Source organism: Komagataeibacter medellinensis NBRC 3288 (assembly GCF_000182745.2).
GTDB classification, from domain to species: domain Bacteria; phylum Pseudomonadota; class Alphaproteobacteria; order Acetobacterales; family Acetobacteraceae; genus Komagataeibacter; species Komagataeibacter medellinensis.
This window is the reverse complement of the sequence record NC_016027.1, coordinates 2495762-2510968: the sequence shown is the minus strand read 5'-3', so window position 1 is coordinate 2510968 and position 15207 is coordinate 2495762. Positions and strand designations below refer to the sequence as shown.

Genomic DNA, 15207 nt, shown 5'->3' with positions numbered 1-15207 from the left:
GTCAGCCGCGGGTCATCACGAGCGGCATATGGTCAGCGCACGGCGTCCGTCGAAAGAAATAACGTGAGGCACGCGCTAATCGTGCCGATAAAGGAACGTTCCGTTGCCTTGACGGGCTTCGGGGGCCAGGCGAGCAAAGGAGGCCGTCCCAACCATTGCTGCACCGATCACTCCCAGAATAGCTTGCCAGACCGGCGAGGGACTGCCGAGTTGCGCGAGGCCAGCCGTGGCCGAGTATCCGGCAATAGAAGCCGGGAGACAGAAGGCAAGCACCACGGCAAGTCGGATGTCTGGACGTTGGATCGACGCGAGCGCGACACGAAACAGCCACAGCACGAAAATGCCTGCGACAATTCCGAAGAAGACGGCTGCAAAACCGGCCCCCATACGATATGTCCAGAAGAAGACGATCAGTCCGGCCATCGTGGGCACGGCCATTGAGACAAGAGTAAAGAAGACCCAACAGAGCAGTCCGATCCCCACGACCCACGAGATGAGCCCGATGACAATCATGTCCACCTCCGGAAAATAGTACGGGACATTATAATACGTACTGTTCGGTATTGTTTCCAGAAAAAAAGACATGTCTGATAGCAGGGATTGCAGATATCTCCCGTTAATGAGGCGGCCGCAAAGATCCCCCGCCTGATGCGCGGGAGATCAACGTCGCGCCGGGCTCATTCCTCCGAGCGGCGGCGCGTTGTCGCGACCCGGACCAGCGCCTCTTTGAGTTCGCGCTCGATCTGTCGGCGCTCGCATTTGCTGAGATGAAAGCTGGTGAGTTCGGCCCGCAGCATCTGGATGTGGTCATGTAGCGTGGTCATCGTCCTGCTCCTTTCGTTTCTCGAAGACAAGACGGACGGCTCATGCGCACGGAAGCCGGGTCAATGATCGCCGGAGGCGACCGCGAAGCGGCACGCGGGGGAGCCGATTTTGTTCGGTGTGCCCGAAGGGTGCGCCGGGCAAAATTGGGGGGACCGCGTGTCTTGAGGCGGTTTCCGTGCGCATGGTACAATGGGAAGGCTGAGGGAAAGCCTCGTGTTCCTCCTGCGTCTCACGTCGGGCGACCAGCGCTGCCGCCCGCACCCCGAAAGAGCACGTGGGAAAATGAAAGCCCGGAAGGCCCCGCCCGGGGAGACCGGGCGGGGTTGGTGGTGGGGAGCTTACTCCCCGTTCCGGCTGCGGGGCCGGGTCCAGATGAGGGTGTAGCCTTCCCCTTCCTCGTCGGTGAACAGGTTGGCGAAGATCGGGGCGGCGAAGGAAGGATCGTCCAGCTTCAGGCTCAGATAGGTGCGGCCTTCGTTGGAGCGGCGGGTCCATGCGGCGCCGAGTTCAACCCGCCCGAGGTAGACGCGGTAGTTGGGGGCGTTGTCGTTGGCCCGGTTGGTTTCCGCCACCAGGCGGACGTTGCGGGCCTGCAGGGCCAGGGTGATGATTTCGCCTTCGAAGCCTTCGCCCACCTTCTTGAAGGAACCGATGTTAGCCATTGTCGTATCTCCATGCTGTTATCGGGCCGCGACCACCGTGGCCTCGATGGCGATCGACCAGCCGGAGGCGAGCGGCAGAGCACCCTTCAGGGCCGCAGCGCAGCGGAGGACGGCAGGGCCGGAACTTTCTTGTTTCGCGAGGAATGACGGCGCAGCCGTCAGGGGAAGAAAGTTCTGGAACGCCGTTGCGGCCAGCCGATCGAGGCGCAGCCGGTCTTCGGCTAGATCAGCCATCCGACAGAGGCCATGGTGTGCGGGCCCGCCAGCCCCATGGAGATATGATGCCGGCATGACCGGTCCGTCAGGTGGGGAACGTGCGACACAGGAGGATATCGCGCTCGCCCGGTGCGACCGTCTTCCCTGCTGGTGACGTGGACTAGGGTCAGACACCCGCCCCCGACTGCCGCGTCCCTGCTGCGAACGGTTCGGGCCGCATCCTATAGCCCCCCCGTTCCAACGAAGGCTGGCCAGCGGGTTGCCCGCTGGACGATCCCTCCTTCGCCGCTGCTGTTTCGACCTGTTCACTGATGAGGAAGGGGGCCATCGCCCCCCTCATCCATCGTCCCCGCAGCCGAAACGGGGAAAAGAGGTCCCGCCCTGCAACCGTTCTCCTCCGGGCGGGGCTTTCCGGGGCGCGGTTACCCGCGCTTTCCTCAACCGGGAGTGCAGGTAATGGGGAGCCCGACGGATGGTTCTGACCGATCGGTGATACGTGAAAAATCGGGAACAGTGATCATCGCTATTTTAACCTCCCTCGCTACCTGCCCCCTTATGAAGGGGGCTCCTCTCCCCGCATTAAGTCATCGGCGCTAAAGCCAATGATGCCATAGCGCCGTTTTGCCAGGCATAGATTGGGCATATCTTACGAGCGACAATCTACACCCTCGAAATTACATACATACCGGTTGTTATTTATAAGGAAATCATCATGATGATCTTTCTCATAAATTTCCAATCATAAGGAGCATCAATGACGGGGGACGCACCCACTTTGACCAATGTTACGGTCAAGGAGAAAAAACCACGATGTACTATTCGATGTGTGATCGCGGTCGCTATAATGGGACTGTTCGGCTTTATTCTTGGCATTCAGGGCGTGATGTGGTCACAAAGCCAGGAACGCTATCAGGACGCACTCATCATGAAGCGGGCAGACGGTATTCATTTTGATGGTGCTGTTACGCACGAGAGCATGAACAAGCTCCTTAATGCCATCAATACGTCCGAGACAGCCGAGCCGACAGTCTGGCTTGAGAGTGGCGGTGGTGATGTGGATGCGGCTCTTTATTTCGCGCTGATGGTTGCCAATCGTCCAGTTCGGACCGCTGTGGGACAAAATGGATACTGTGCATCTTCGTGCGTTATCTTGTTTTTAAGCGGCCGAACGCGTTATGCGGACCCGACGGCGAGTTTAGCACTCCACGCGGCTTATTGCTTTGGGACGCTCGCAGATCTTGAGTGTCTGGCGGAAAAAACCTTTGCTCCGGACGCGGATAGTTATGAGCGTTTCATGGCCCAAAGAGACCCGAAATGGTACCGAAAAGCCGTCGCTGATAAGGCTTTTGATTATCCACCGGAGCGTCTTTTTTGCTACAATTTTCCGAGCGGAGCGGAAAACACGCCTTATAGCCAGAATGAGAGCGATAAGACCCGCGCAAATTGTGCTCTGGCCAGAGCTCTCTATTTTAACGCAGCCATGCAGCCCGAATACAGACAGCATGCACAGAGTCCCATCGGAATGTTCCAACGCCTTGCAATGATCGGCCGCTGGTTTTTTGGTCAGGCTGGCAAGACCGCGCGGCATGAATATCCACAATAGTCACCCCTGAGAGACAGCTGGCGCTCACGCGCCAGCCTCCCTGCGAAACCGCCAGACCGGGATACCCATCTGTTTGGCCTTGTCGGCCAGATTGTCCTGAATGCCCGAGCCCGGGAACACCATGACCCCGACGGGCAGCACTTTCAGCAGTGCGTCGTTCCGCCGGAACGGGGCGGCCTTCCCGTGCCGGTTCCAGTCGGGCTTGAAGGCAATCTGCGCGACATCACGATGATCGGCCCAGCGGGAAGCAATGAATTCCGCACCCTTCGGTGAGCCGCCGTGCAGCAGCACCATATCGGGATGCTTCTCGCGCACCTTGTCGAGACGATTCCATATCAGGTGATGGTCCTCGTAATCGAGCCCGCCAGTCACTGCGATCTTGGGGCCGGCCGGCACCAGCAGGTCGGTCTCGACCTTGCGGCGCGCATTGAGGAAATCACGGCTGTCGATCATGGAGGCCGTCAGGGTGCTGCGGCTGACCAGCGAGCCGGAGCGCGGCCGCCAGGGTGACATCGTCAGGCGCTCGAACTGGTCGCAGGCAAGATCGCGGAAAATCTCGTAAGCGTTGCGTCGTTCCAGCAGGGTCAGCCCCTCGGCGATGAGGCGCTCCAGTTCCACCGAGCGGATCTCACTGCCATCCTGTTCCTGCTGGCTGCGTTTCTGCGCCTGCTCGTTGCGGTCAAGATCACGCTCCACCTGCCCGACCATGCGATGGAAGACGTTGACCGTGGACCAGAGCAGCGGTTCGAGATCGGGTTCCAGCCGAGTTTCGGTCAGCGTGGCTGACAGGGCATCGAAGATGTCAGCGACTGCGCCCTCGATCTGGCTGGCGTCGGGCAAGGGTCTCGGGTCCGGCTCATCCTCGAAGGGACGATGGCCGTAAAGCTGGAGTTCCGCCAGCAGATGAGCGGTGGAAGAGGTGGCGTGTGCGGGTTCGAAATCGTCCTGTGTGCGGGTCATGGGTCTGTCCTCCGGTTCTGGCCGCGCCCCTCGCGGCCTTTCCGGGGGCGGATAGCGGCAGACGAAGGCCGGGCCGGAACCGCGCGCTCGCGCGCGGCTGGAACGCAGTGGAGGATGGCAGGGAGACGGCTATTTTGCTTCGCGATGCAAAGCGCGGCACGCGCGGCGGAAAATAGCCGGCTCCGCCATTGAAGGCCCGGCCTGGCTGACGCCCGCTCCCCTTCCAGAAAGGCCGCGGGCGCGCCTCATCCGGAAACGGGACAGCCCCGCACGGCAGGGAAAGAAGATGCCCCTCACCCCCCTTCCCGGCCCGCCTCAGTGCGCGACGGGATGCAGAAACCGCGCCACGTCCTGCGGGGCAAGCTGGGGATGCAGGATCGCCCGCATCGCCCCACGCCCGAGATAGCGGAGATCATCGTTGAAATCTGCCAGACGCGGTGACAGCACGAGGCACTCGATCCCGGCCTCCTGTGTCCGGGCCTGCAGGGTCGTCACCGCATGGTCTCCGGCCGGGTCGTCATCGCGCAGCACGTAGAGGCGGCGCAGCGTAGGCGGAAACGCTGTGGCGGCGAGATGCGCCGAGGAAAGGCAGGCGGTCAGTGGCAGATCGGGCATGACCTCATGGAGCGAGAGCACCGTCTCGATCCCCTCGCCTGCGGCCAGAACGTCGGACACCGCGCCAAAGCGCACGGCATGACCGAGCAGGTCACCCATCGCACGACGGGGGACGACGACCGGCGCCTTGCCCTTTCCGCCCCGCGCCAACCAGGTGCGATGGACTCCGGTAACGCGACCTTTGAGGTCGGTCACGGCGGCGATCAGCGCGGGCCATGTCTCGGTCGGACTGTCGGCATCGGCGCGGTAGTAGCAGTCAGGATGGAAACGCAGCGCGGCCAATCCTGAGCGATTGGTCAGATCGCGGCTTCGCAGATAGGCGTCTGCAATGCCCGACAGAGATCGGCTGGCATCCCACAGACGGCGCGCAGCGTCCGTGCTGGTGCCACCCGTCTCGTGGCGCTGCAATGGAGCGGTCCGCAGACGTTCCTCCGCACGGTCTGCTTCAGGATGCGGTAACGCCAGAAAGTTGCGTGCCTCGTCAGCGACGTCACGGAAATCAAGCAAACCCAGAGTCTCACGGATCAGATCGAGCAGATCGCCGAATTCACCCGTGCCGGCATCGGTCCAGCGACCAGCCGCGCCCCGCCCTTCCGAGGGACCATGCAGGCGCACATAGAGCGACCGTCCCGGTGTATTGCGCACGTCGCCGACCAGCCAGTAATTGCCATGCCGCCGTCCGGCAGAGAGGTATTGACGGCACACCGCCTCCGCCTGTTCGGAGAGGCGACGTGAAAGATCCCGCGCATCATGATCCGCCATCATGCCGCCTCCCTTTCCGTCACGCGTTCGATCGGCCATGTCTCGAACAGTCGTTCGAGAACCTTATCCCCGACCTCATCGACCGGCACGAAAAACCGTAATGACCACGAGATGATTTCCGAAAACAGGCCATAGGCCCGCAACCGTTCCCGCATCCCTTCGGTAAAACCGGTCAGTTCGATACGCATGCGCCCCATAACCCGGACCCGCCGCACCTGCATCCGTTCGGCCAGCTGGAGGACCGTTCCACCGTCCAGCAGTGCAGCGCGCGCGTCCTGCCCGGACAGCGACAGACTGCCAGTCGCCCCGGCACTCGTGGCCCACGCCACGGGCACGCGCCGGCCAAGCACGCGCTCGGGCAATGGTGGAAAGAAAACGCTTTTCCGCCTTCACGTCCGTGGCGATCGGTCGGAACAGGGGCGGCTGCGCCTGGTTGGTCCGGTTGGTACGCCCCAGGCCCTGAATGGCAGCATCGGCCTTCCAGCCGGGCTCCAGCAGATAGTGTACGCGCAGACGGCGGTTCGCAGCCGAAAGTTCGGCATGATAGGACCGGCCAGTACCTCCTGCATCCGAGAAGACCAGAATGCGCTTGGCATCATCCATGAATGCCTGTGTCTCGATCAGGCTGGCCGCTGCTGGCCTGCTTTCCACGGCAAGCCGGTCCCCCTTGCGCACCACGCGGCGCGAGCGGCCAGTCACCTCGGCGACAGAGTCCGTGCCAAAATGCTGGATGATCTGGTCGAGTGCGCCGGGCAGTGCCGGGAGTGCGGCAAGCTGTTCGATCATCGCATCACGCCGGGCCACGGTCTCGCGGCTCAGGACAGGCTTGCCGTCATGAAACACTGGCCGCGAATACACATGGTCAGACCCATCGCTATAGGGCTCATAAAGCTGAACCGGGAAGGAATGTTCCAGATACCCAAGGACATACTCCCGCGGGGTCACGTCGATCCGCAGATCATTCCAGTCTTCCGGCGAGATCTCCGCCAGCCTGCGTTCGGTCAGCGCTTCGCCTGTGGAGACAAGCTGGATGACGGCGGAGTGGCCTTCGGCCAGATCGCGCTCGATCGAGCGGATCAGGGTCACGGTCTTCATGGCCGTGATCAGATGGTTGAAAAAGCGCTGCTTGGTGCTTTCGAAGGCAGACCGTGCTGCCGCCTTGGCCTGACGATTCAGCGTACCGTCCGTGCCGGTAATATTGGCGGCCTGCATGGCGGCGTCGAGATTGTTATGAATGACCATGAACGCACGTGCGAAAGCATCATAAATGCGGATCTGCTCCGGCGTGAGCTGATGCTCGACCAGTTCATATTCCACGCCGTCGTATGAGAGCGAGCGGGCGGCATAGAGGCCCATGGCCTTGAGATCGCGCGCCAGCACCTCCATGGCCGCCACACCGCCCGCCTCGATGGCGGCGATGAAATCGGCCCGCGTCACAAAGGGAAAATCCTCTCCGCCCCAGAGGCCCAGACGCTGGGCATAGGCCAGATTGTGGACCGACGTAGCACCCGTGGCGGAGACATAGACCACCCGCGCGTCCGGCAGGACATGTTGCAGACGCAGCCCCGCACGGCCCTGCAAGGAAGCTTCCTGATCGCCCCGCTCTCCTTTACCGCCGGCGGCGTTCTGCATGGAATGCGCTTCATCGAAGATGATGACCCCGTCGAAATCAGCGCCCAGCCACTCGACGATCTGCTGGACGCGGGAGGCTTTCGCGCCGCGTTCTTCCGTGCGGAGTGTGGCATAGGTCGTGAACAGAATGCCCTCGGTCAGACGGATGGCGTTACCCTGCGGAAAGCGGGACTGGGGCGTGACCAGCAGCCGCTCCATCCCCAGCGCCGACCAGTCGCGCTGCGCGTCTTCGAGAAGCTTGTCGGATTTCGACACCCAGACAGCGCGCCTGCGGCCGTTGAGCCAGTTGTCGAGAATGATACCCGCGACCTGGCGGCCCTTTCCGGTGCCGGTGCCGTCGCCGAGAAACCAGCCACGACGGAAGCGGACGCCGTCGGGGTCATCCTCACCGACACGAGCGAGAACATCCCATGTCTGATCGGCTTTCCATCGACCTGCCAGATAGCGATCATGGGCCTCGCCGGCATAGATGACGGATTCCAGCTGTGCGTCAGAGAGCAGGCCGTCACGGATGACGGCATCAGGGAGGGTTGGCTTGTGGGAAGGCCCGGGCGGGCGCACCGAGGCCATGGCGGCTGACTGGACCAGTTTGGTGGGGTGTGGCCGCGCACCGGGAATTGCGATGGTCTGGAGGCGATAATCCTCATAGAGCGCGTCAGACAGACGTGTCGTCGCGGTTCCGTCTCCGTCCGGCGGCAGGATCTCGTAGGACAGGAACGCACCCTGCATCTCCGAGACCGTCCTTTGGCGGGATGCGACGGCTGCCTTGCGCCCGAGATAGCCCCGCACGGTGCGAGGCGAGGAGAGAGCAGCAGAGCGTGACACTGCCGACGACTGGTGCGCCTGTGGCTGACGGGACGGCAGATCACCGGTGATCCAGCCCAGCAGCGTCGGAAAATCGGTAGCCGTGCCACGGGCCGCGACAAAATGCGAGGGTTCGGAAGCGGGTATGCGGTCGAACACCAGGACCCGCGTTTCGACAGCCGTTCCATGTTGCCGGTACAGATGCCCTGCCACGCCGGCCGAAAACACCAGACGTGCCTTGGCCTGCAGAGTGGTGAAGCCATCGGTCCATCGCGGGTTGTCGGGGCAGAAGGACGCACCGGTCAGGGCGACAAGCCGCCCACCGGTCTTCAGTCGGTCGAGTGCGGAGGCGATATGCCGGAACGTCGTGTCAGGCGCCCGCCCCGCCACATGGACCGTCGCAGAAAAGGGCGGGTTCATGATGACGACATCCGGCTGAGCGCTCTCGGGCAGATAATCGTGGATCTGGGCGGCGTCATGCCGGAACAGGCGGGCTGCCGGAAACAGCGCGGTCAGCAGGTCGGAACGGCCCGGTGCGTATTCATTGAGGGTCAGGGCCGCACCCGCCAGTTCGGCGAAGACGGCCAGAAGACCGGTTCCTGCGGAGGGCTCCAGCACATGCTCGCCGCGCCCGATATCTGCCGCACGAGCAAGGCAGAAAGCCAGCGGCAACGGCGTCGAGAACTGTTGCCAGGTCTGGCTGTCGTCCGAGCGGCGCGTCTGCGAGGGGAGAAGGGACGCCAGACGCGTGATACGGGCCAGCAGATCCACGTCGTCGGATGCGCTGGTCATAAGGGCCGGTCCGTAGCGGCGCAGAAACAGGACGGACGCGGCCTCGGCGGCGTCATAGGCCATCTTCCAGTCCCATGCGCCCGTTGCATCAGCCGCGTTGAAGGCGGTTTCCATGGCGTGACGCAGTCGGCTGGCGTCGAGCGTCTCCCCGCGTTCGAGGTGGGACAAAAGCAACCCCGCGGCGGCAAAACCCCGCAGGTCGGGAGTTGGTGTGACAGGGCAATCCATAACGGTGGTCTCCGGGAGGGAAGGAGGAACGGTCCCGGCACGCCTCTCTCCCGCGCCGGAACCACCCGGCCCAAAACAGCCCTCTCCCTCCCCGCCCCATCCAACGGGGACAGCATGGGGCTTGAAGCCGCCACAATCTCCCCGTAACGGTTCTGTGAGGCTCACGCCTGAACCATTCGTACAGAAGGCATTGCGCATGAAGATTTCAGAACTGGTCGACCAGATCGCCGAGACGACCGACGCCAGCAAGACCGATACCCGCAAGGTGCTCGACGCCCTCGTGGAAGCGATGACCGCTGCCGCCAAAAAGGGCGAGGAGATCTCGCTGCCCGATTTTGGCAAGTTCAAGGTGAAGGACGTGCCGGCCCGCGAGGGACGCAATCCGGCGACCGGCGACAAGATCCAGATCGCGGCGTCGCGCAAGCTGTCGTTCACACCTGCCAAAGCCCTGAAAGACGCGCTGAACGGCTGAAAACACTCCCTCCCCGGTGGTCCCGTCAAACAGGAGGATGTCCTATTTTTGTGGATCGGAATGTCCTGTTTCTGTTACTGTGCAGGACCATCAGGGAGGTCCATTGAGGTCATCATGACCCAGCTACGTCGCACCAGAACGCTGAAAGAGCGGCTGAAGACACGCATTCGCCGCGCGCGCGGCGACGTCTTCGTGCCGCGTGACTTCGCCGATCTCGGCGAATATAACAGTGTCAAAAGAGCCCTTCGACAGCTCATTGTCGAAGGCGAGATCGCGCGTCTGGGCTACGGGGTCTATGCCCGCGTAAAAACGAACGGCCTGACTGGTCGGCCGATGCTTGCCGTCCGCGGCGGCTTCGATGGAGCCGTGCGTCAGACTCTCAGCAAACTGAAGGTCGACTGGCGGGAGTCCGATACGGTCCGACAATACAATAACGGGCGCACGACACAGGTTCAGGCCAATCCGGTCTTCGAAGTCCAGAGCCGGTTCAACCGGAAGCTGCGCTATCGAAATCTTGAGGCGCGGTTTGAAAAGCCTTACGCCTGATCTGCTCGCCGAAGTTGCCGATGCGCTTGACCTGTCATCCGCAGCTCTCGTGGAAAAGGACTATCGCGTTGTAGAGGTGCTGGCAGCACTTCAGGATGCGGACCTCCCTCAAGGGATAAGTCTGGTTTTTGCTGGCGGCACATGCCTAGCTCGCGCCCATCGACTGGTTGCCCGGATGTCCGAAGACGTGGATTTGAAGGTCGCCATAACGCCGCTGCCGTCGAGCAAGAGTGCGGCTCGGAAGATTCTGGGCACGCTGAAGGACACCATCAGTAAAATCGCGATGGACCTCGGTTTTCCCGAACCCGTCATTTCCGCCAAAAACGAAAACCACTATATCCGTGCCGAACTGAGCTATGCGGACAGTACGGGCGAAGATGTCGAACTGCGCCCGCACCTTCTCGTCGAACTGACATATGCGCCTGCGGCTCTCCCGACCGTCGAAAGATCGGTACGGTCTTTCGTAAGCGAGGCGACGGATGCCGAACCGGAAATACAGCAGATCACCTGCATTTCCGTGGACGAGACCGCAGCCGAAAAATTCGTGGCCCTGACCCGTCGGACAGCAGGTTATCTGGAAGGACGGAAAACAGACGCTTATGACCGCTTCCTCATCAGGCACGTCTACGACCTGCATTGCATCCTGCCCCATCTCAATCTGCCTCGTGTCTCGACACTTGCCAGACAGATCATGGTCAGTGACGCAGAGCAGTTTAAGAAGTGGTTCCCTGCGTATGGCGCAGACCCAGAGGCAGGCACCGAACAGGCGTTAGCTTATCTTATGACGAATTCAGAATGTCGTGATTCCTTCGATCGGTTTCAGGCATCCATGGTTTACGGCGAACATTTCACCTACGACACGGCAATGGCGTCAGTACAGAGCCTGTATGCCGCCATTAAAGAAACCGAAAATCATGTAGATGAAAAGAACGATGTCGAACCAAATAAAAAACGACCGAAATAAAGACAACGACCATAAAGATTATCACTTTTCCAAAGGAAAAACCGGCAGGATCGTCCGTTGGCTGCTCCGCATTGGCAAGCGGCCCGAAACCGTTGATGAAACTGTCACCGCACCCGCCGTCCTCACACTCATGGCATTCCTCTGGGCTGACAAACATCCGGATTGCGGCCAGCTTCCGATATGGGTCTATGTCGCCTCCGTAGCTTCTGCCGGAACCTGGTACGGTCTCGTCAGAGGAGGTCCTGAATTTATCAGGCCCTTCTTCAGGGGTATCTTGACTGGCGGACTGACCACGATGACGCTCTACCTTTGTCTGCCACATATTGCGCAGCCTCAGGAATGGTCTTCCATATCAGGCAACATGATCATAATTGGCATGGATCTGTTTTTCTTTGCCCATGCGCTTTCGGCTATCGCGCGCGAGTTCTTATTAACGACAGAAAATCAGTGGGAACAAGGACGTATACGACGCCAAGAAATATTTGCCAGAGGCATTAATTTTAATGCATGGTCCAACACATATTCCTCATTCTCGGGATTTATGAGGTACCTTGGCTCTCAGTTCTATTTATTCTTGCGCTTACTGACAACATCAAAATCTTTGGAGGGGTTTCCTCCTTTGCTATGCGCTTTTATTCTCTTTCTGCGCACAGCTCTTTGCGGTTCTGTGGTCGGATATTTTTCGACTAAAATATCCGGGATACATTTTTGGCACATGCTCTCCAGTCTCGCGCATTTATTGTCTCCACGTACCTAGGTTGCGCCTTTGCCAATCATGAAAACCGGTCTCCTCCTACGGTAAACGTATATTCGTTGGCGCGAATGGCAGCATCAATCGCCTCATCTGAGGTTTGATAATCCCATTCGCGTTCAAGAGAACGATACAACCACCGTGCCAGATCACGTAGGACGTTAATAATCCCCTGCTCAGTGTCAGCCGACATGTCCTGACCCGATCGGCTGCCACGACTGACGTCGATACGCATCGTATATTCATGGTAATAGAGGCCGCGTTGCGTGATCCGCGCGGTAATCTGATAGAAATTTCGCCTCTGGATCTCCAATAGCTGGTCTGCGATGGCATGAAGTGCCTCGTCCTGCGGCGCGTACTGACGGATTTCATGGGACGCACGTCGGGCATATTTATAGACACCCTCGAACGAAGCGCCGTCCCCCTGACTGGAGAACCCCCGGAAATAGATACAGGGATCGCTTACGCCGGATGCGCCTGCCGGGTGCCGTGATGCCATCGCGACGTCTACCCCGATTATAGTGCATATCCTCAAAAAATCCTCATAAACGCTATCCCACCAGGGAAAGCCGTCCAGAGTGTTGCGATACCAGCAGCGGGCTCTCTCACGGGCCGCGTCGGACAGTTCATCAATCTGATAAACCGGAACGGAGATGATCTCAGGCATCGGGATCATCTCCCTCAAGGGCGCTCGCCAGCCATTCGTTGGTGCTGGTCCAGCCAACGGACTTTCGCGCGCCAAGATCGATAAGGTGCGCCCCTCCCCCGAAAGCTTCCAGACGGGGTCGGGAACATGTGTTAGCGTATTCGAAACCCCATAAGCCCGAGAGATGGAACTCTGCCGCGCATCTCAGGACGAACGCGATGACACATTCAGGGTCTCCGCTGATGTCGTCATGGATCCACAATTCCGAGCTGCATTCGCCCGACAAGGAAAGCGTGAAACCGTCGGTAACCCGGAATCCATCACTATCCTCCGGCTCGTTTGTATATAATTCGAGCGCGCGCGTCGCGTTTTCATACGTTCCGACATCCAGGACACACGAGAAATGGGTGAAATAGTCGGCCATCGGGAAACCTCCCAAAAAAGAAAAAGCCCGGAACGGATCCGGGCTTTCGCGAGAAACGGGACAAAACGATCTGGTGCGGTGTCAGACGCGCTCCATGAGTTTGCGTGCCTTGCCTTCAAGGTCGAGGCGCGTGTCCTGGTTGCTCTTCGTCCGCGCGAACGCCGTGATGCCCTGAACGAAATCGAACACGCTTTCCGGTGGGCGGCCTTCCTCATGCAGCACGGTTTCAATGATTTTTGCGGTTTCCGGCTTCGAGAAACCCTGACGCCGAAGGAACCGTTCACGATCCTCCTCGTCACGCGCGACAACCTGCCTGCGTGATTCCTGGATCCCGGAAATGAATGACGCAGCACTCGCATTTGCAAAATTACGCAGTGCGGGCGTCGCCTGATGGACAAAGCGGTTTGCGGCGAACTTGCTATGCCGGATCGTGATCTGCTGGAGGTTTTCCTGCCCCCAGATCAGGCGATTCTGGCACACCCCGCGAAGGTAAAAGGAGGCAATCCCGAGACTTTTGCTGCCGACTTCCGAGTTCCAGGCGTAAAATCCCCTGAAAAACAGATCAGGTTCACCGTTGGGCAGACGTCCCGCCTCAATCGGATGCGTATCGTCAACAAGAAACAGGAAAACATCCCTGTCTGAGGCGTAAAGTGTTGTGGTTTCCTTCGTGATATCGACATGCGGATTATGCGTCATCGTCGCCCAGTCGATGACACCCGGAACCTTCCAATTCGTGTCGCCTGTCCCGTTTCCAGCGATTTTGCGCACGGCGCCGACAAGTTCATGGTCCCAGATGCGGCCATAATCCGGGCCGGTGACGGCGCGTAGTTCCACACGACCATCACCCGTTTCCAGTGTCTTGACCAGTTCGGCCCGATGGGACAGCAGTCCGTGCTGCAGGTTGATGGCGGCGAGCGGAGCCGGAAGATTGCGCAGGTAAGACGATGGCGCGCTGACCAGACTGCACAACTGCCCGAAGGACCAGTGGGTCGGTGCAACGGGCGCGCTCTGGCCCGGCACCGAGAGGGTCAGCCTTTCGGCATTGTCGCGCGTGGCCTCGACGCGAATGGCGCGGCTCTCCACGGTGCGTGCGGTAGCCCGTTCCGCACGGTTCAGGGTCGTAGCGTGCAGGTCGGCGAGAGACAGATAGCGTTCATCGTCAGGACGGGAAAACCATTCGGACGATACACGGTGATCCACCCGACCACGGGAAGGATCGATGCGGAACCCAGTGGCGGAACGGGTCGAAGGAAGAACGGTCGTGGTCATGGAAACTCTCCTCTTGCGCCGGATATTCGGCACAAGAGGCGAAGCCGCCCTCTCCCTCTTTCAGGGCCGGTCCCGCATGAAAAATGCGGCTTCCGAAGGCCGGAAGCCGCATCACGACGACAATACGCGACACTGTTCTGCCGCAGGCTATTTTTCTCGATCCGCGCCTTCCATTGTCCGGTGAAGAGGTTGCGCCCGCCCCATCCAGGGCTGGGGTCGAATTTCCTTCAGCCAGTCGACGAAGCTCGGGATAAATCCGAAGTCTTCGCGCATATGCTGTTCGCCGATCAGACGCACCGGTACGGACCGCCCTGTCGAGAGCGTCAGGGTCACGCCAAACAGCCTTTCGGCGAGGAAAATGCCCTCAGCATGATGTCGGAGCGCACGATGACGGAAGTCTGCGGAAATAAGCTTCGATTCATCGAAAAAATTGTGGAGCGGCAGGAAATCCTCCACCGTCCCGCCCCATTGGCGGACAGACGAAAGAGCATGATGGTAGCTATGCGCCATAATCTGCTTCCTCCGTCCAACGATGTTCGTAATACTCAGTGGACATATAACGTTCGTTGAATTCGAGCGTGACAGTCCGCTGATCCACATCGAACACGATATCGCCATAGGCGCCATCGTTGTTTTCCCAGCCACCATGAGTCTGCGAGAGCGCATCGTAGCACACGTTTTCCAGAGCATCACGCAGCGGTCGGCGCTCTGGCGCCCCCTCGCTGTTCGGCCAAGACGTCGTTATCATGGTGATTTCCGCATCGAGCACGTCAGCCCTGGCTTCCGGGGTAACGGCAATGTCTTCGATCTGGCCGCTGTCCCCTTCTCCGTTGAAGGAAACTCTGACGTCAGTAACGGCACGAAGGGAGAGCGTCTTGAAAACGATCCGGCGGTTCTGCGCGGATGCCTGTCTTTGCGCGGCCTCATGACGCTGCCAGCGGAGGGCATAATCGATGGGGCTGATCTCGTTATTTTCCGGCATGATAATCTCCATAGGATTACGTGATGGATCGAGACGTGCGGCCATGACCTTCCA

The 15207-nt window shown here is 60.1% G+C and carries 17 protein-coding genes; 5 read left to right on the top strand and 12 right to left on the bottom strand.

Features of this window, described 5'->3' with window-relative positions; genetic code table 11:
* Window positions 1-75 precede the first annotated feature (75 nt).
* From GLX_RS11840 to GLX_RS11830, 4 genes are all read right to left on the bottom strand, one after another.
* Window positions 76-513, bottom strand: a complete 438-nt coding sequence (locus GLX_RS11840; RefSeq protein ID WP_014106185.1) for a hypothetical protein — start codon at window positions 511-513, stop codon at window positions 76-78.
* Between the two features lie 164 nt (window positions 514-677).
* On the bottom strand, window positions 678-824 hold the full coding sequence (locus GLX_RS18640; protein WP_014106184.1) for a hypothetical protein: 147 nt from the start codon (window positions 822-824) through the stop codon (window positions 678-680).
* Window positions 825-1163: 339 nt separating this feature from the next.
* Window positions 1164-1487, bottom strand: coding sequence for a DUF736 domain-containing protein (locus tag GLX_RS11835; protein WP_014106183.1), 324 nt, complete (start codon window positions 1485-1487; stop codon window positions 1164-1166).
* An 18-nt stretch (window positions 1488-1505) separates the two neighbouring features.
* On the bottom strand, window positions 1506-1721 hold the full coding sequence (locus tag GLX_RS11830; RefSeq protein WP_041247388.1) for a hypothetical protein: 216 nt from the start codon (window positions 1719-1721) through the stop codon (window positions 1506-1508).
* 736 nt (window positions 1722-2457) lie between these two features.
* On the opposite strand from GLX_RS11830, the gene GLX_RS11825 reads away from it, so the two are divergent.
* A complete protein-coding gene (locus GLX_RS11825; protein WP_041247387.1) occupies window positions 2458-3306 on the top strand; it encodes a hypothetical protein in 849 nt (282 codons plus the stop codon).
* Between the two features lie 24 nt (window positions 3307-3330).
* Here GLX_RS11825 and GLX_RS11820 read toward each other — a convergent pair whose 3' ends face one another.
* The 3 genes from GLX_RS11820 to GLX_RS11810 form a co-directional block, all read right to left on the bottom strand.
* Window positions 3331-4266 (bottom strand): DUF2493 domain-containing protein, encoded by a 936-nt coding sequence (locus tag GLX_RS11820; protein WP_014106180.1) that lies wholly within the window; start codon window positions 4264-4266, stop codon window positions 3331-3333.
* Between the two features lie 315 nt (window positions 4267-4581).
* The gene (locus tag GLX_RS11815) at window positions 4582-5643 is read right to left on the bottom strand and encodes a DUF7146 domain-containing protein (protein WP_014106179.1); all 1062 of its coding nucleotides are present in this window, start codon (window positions 5641-5643) and stop codon (window positions 4582-4584) included.
* Between the two features lie 75 nt (window positions 5644-5718).
* Complete coding sequence (locus GLX_RS11810) at window positions 5719-9264, bottom strand: strawberry notch-like NTP hydrolase domain-containing protein (protein ID WP_231850335.1); 3546 nt, start codon at window positions 9262-9264, stop codon at window positions 5719-5721.
* A 25-nt stretch (window positions 9265-9289) separates the two neighbouring features.
* On the opposite strand from GLX_RS11810, the gene GLX_RS11805 reads away from it, so the two are divergent.
* The 4 genes from GLX_RS11805 to GLX_RS18195 all read left to right on the top strand — a co-directional run bounded on the left by GLX_RS11805 (window position 9290) and on the right by GLX_RS18195 (window position 11838).
* Entirely contained in the window at window positions 9290-9571 is a 282-nt protein-coding gene (locus GLX_RS11805) for an HU family DNA-binding protein (RefSeq protein ID WP_269448780.1), read from the top strand.
* A gap of 114 nt (window positions 9572-9685) precedes the next feature.
* Window positions 9686-10117 (top strand): DUF6088 family protein, encoded by a 432-nt coding sequence (locus GLX_RS18485; protein WP_025825773.1) that lies wholly within the window; start codon window positions 9686-9688, stop codon window positions 10115-10117.
* Entirely contained in the window at window positions 10098-11081 is a 984-nt protein-coding gene (locus GLX_RS16640; RefSeq protein WP_050856123.1) for a nucleotidyl transferase AbiEii/AbiGii toxin family protein, read from the top strand. The genes GLX_RS18485 and GLX_RS16640 overlap by 20 nt, the downstream gene beginning before the upstream one ends.
* Window positions 11050-11838 (top strand): hypothetical protein, encoded by a 789-nt coding sequence (locus tag GLX_RS18195; RefSeq protein WP_014106174.1) that lies wholly within the window; start codon window positions 11050-11052, stop codon window positions 11836-11838. The genes GLX_RS16640 and GLX_RS18195 overlap by 32 nt, the downstream gene beginning before the upstream one ends.
* A gap of 16 nt (window positions 11839-11854) precedes the next feature.
* Here GLX_RS18195 and GLX_RS11790 read toward each other — a convergent pair whose 3' ends face one another.
* From GLX_RS11790 to GLX_RS11770, 5 genes are all read right to left on the bottom strand, one after another.
* Entirely contained in the window at window positions 11855-12499 is a 645-nt protein-coding gene (locus GLX_RS11790) for a hypothetical protein (protein WP_014106173.1), read from the bottom strand.
* On the bottom strand, window positions 12492-12902 hold the full coding sequence (locus tag GLX_RS11785; protein ID WP_014106172.1) for a hypothetical protein: 411 nt from the start codon (window positions 12900-12902) through the stop codon (window positions 12492-12494). Before GLX_RS11785 ends, GLX_RS11790 begins: the two co-directional genes overlap by 8 nt.
* An 81-nt stretch (window positions 12903-12983) precedes the next feature.
* Window positions 12984-14171 carry a DUF932 domain-containing protein gene (locus GLX_RS11780; protein WP_014106171.1) on the bottom strand — a complete coding sequence of 396 codons (1188 nt, stop codon included), beginning with the start codon at window positions 14169-14171 and terminating at the stop codon, window positions 12984-12986.
* Between the two features lie 147 nt (window positions 14172-14318).
* Window positions 14319-14681, bottom strand: coding sequence for a DUF6915 family protein (locus GLX_RS11775; protein ID WP_014106170.1), 363 nt, complete (start codon window positions 14679-14681; stop codon window positions 14319-14321).
* Window positions 14671-15198, bottom strand: coding sequence for a DUF6878 family protein (locus GLX_RS11770; protein ID WP_014106169.1), 528 nt, complete (start codon window positions 15196-15198; stop codon window positions 14671-14673). The genes GLX_RS11775 and GLX_RS11770 overlap by 11 nt, the downstream gene beginning before the upstream one ends.
* Window positions 15199-15207 lie beyond the last annotated feature (9 nt).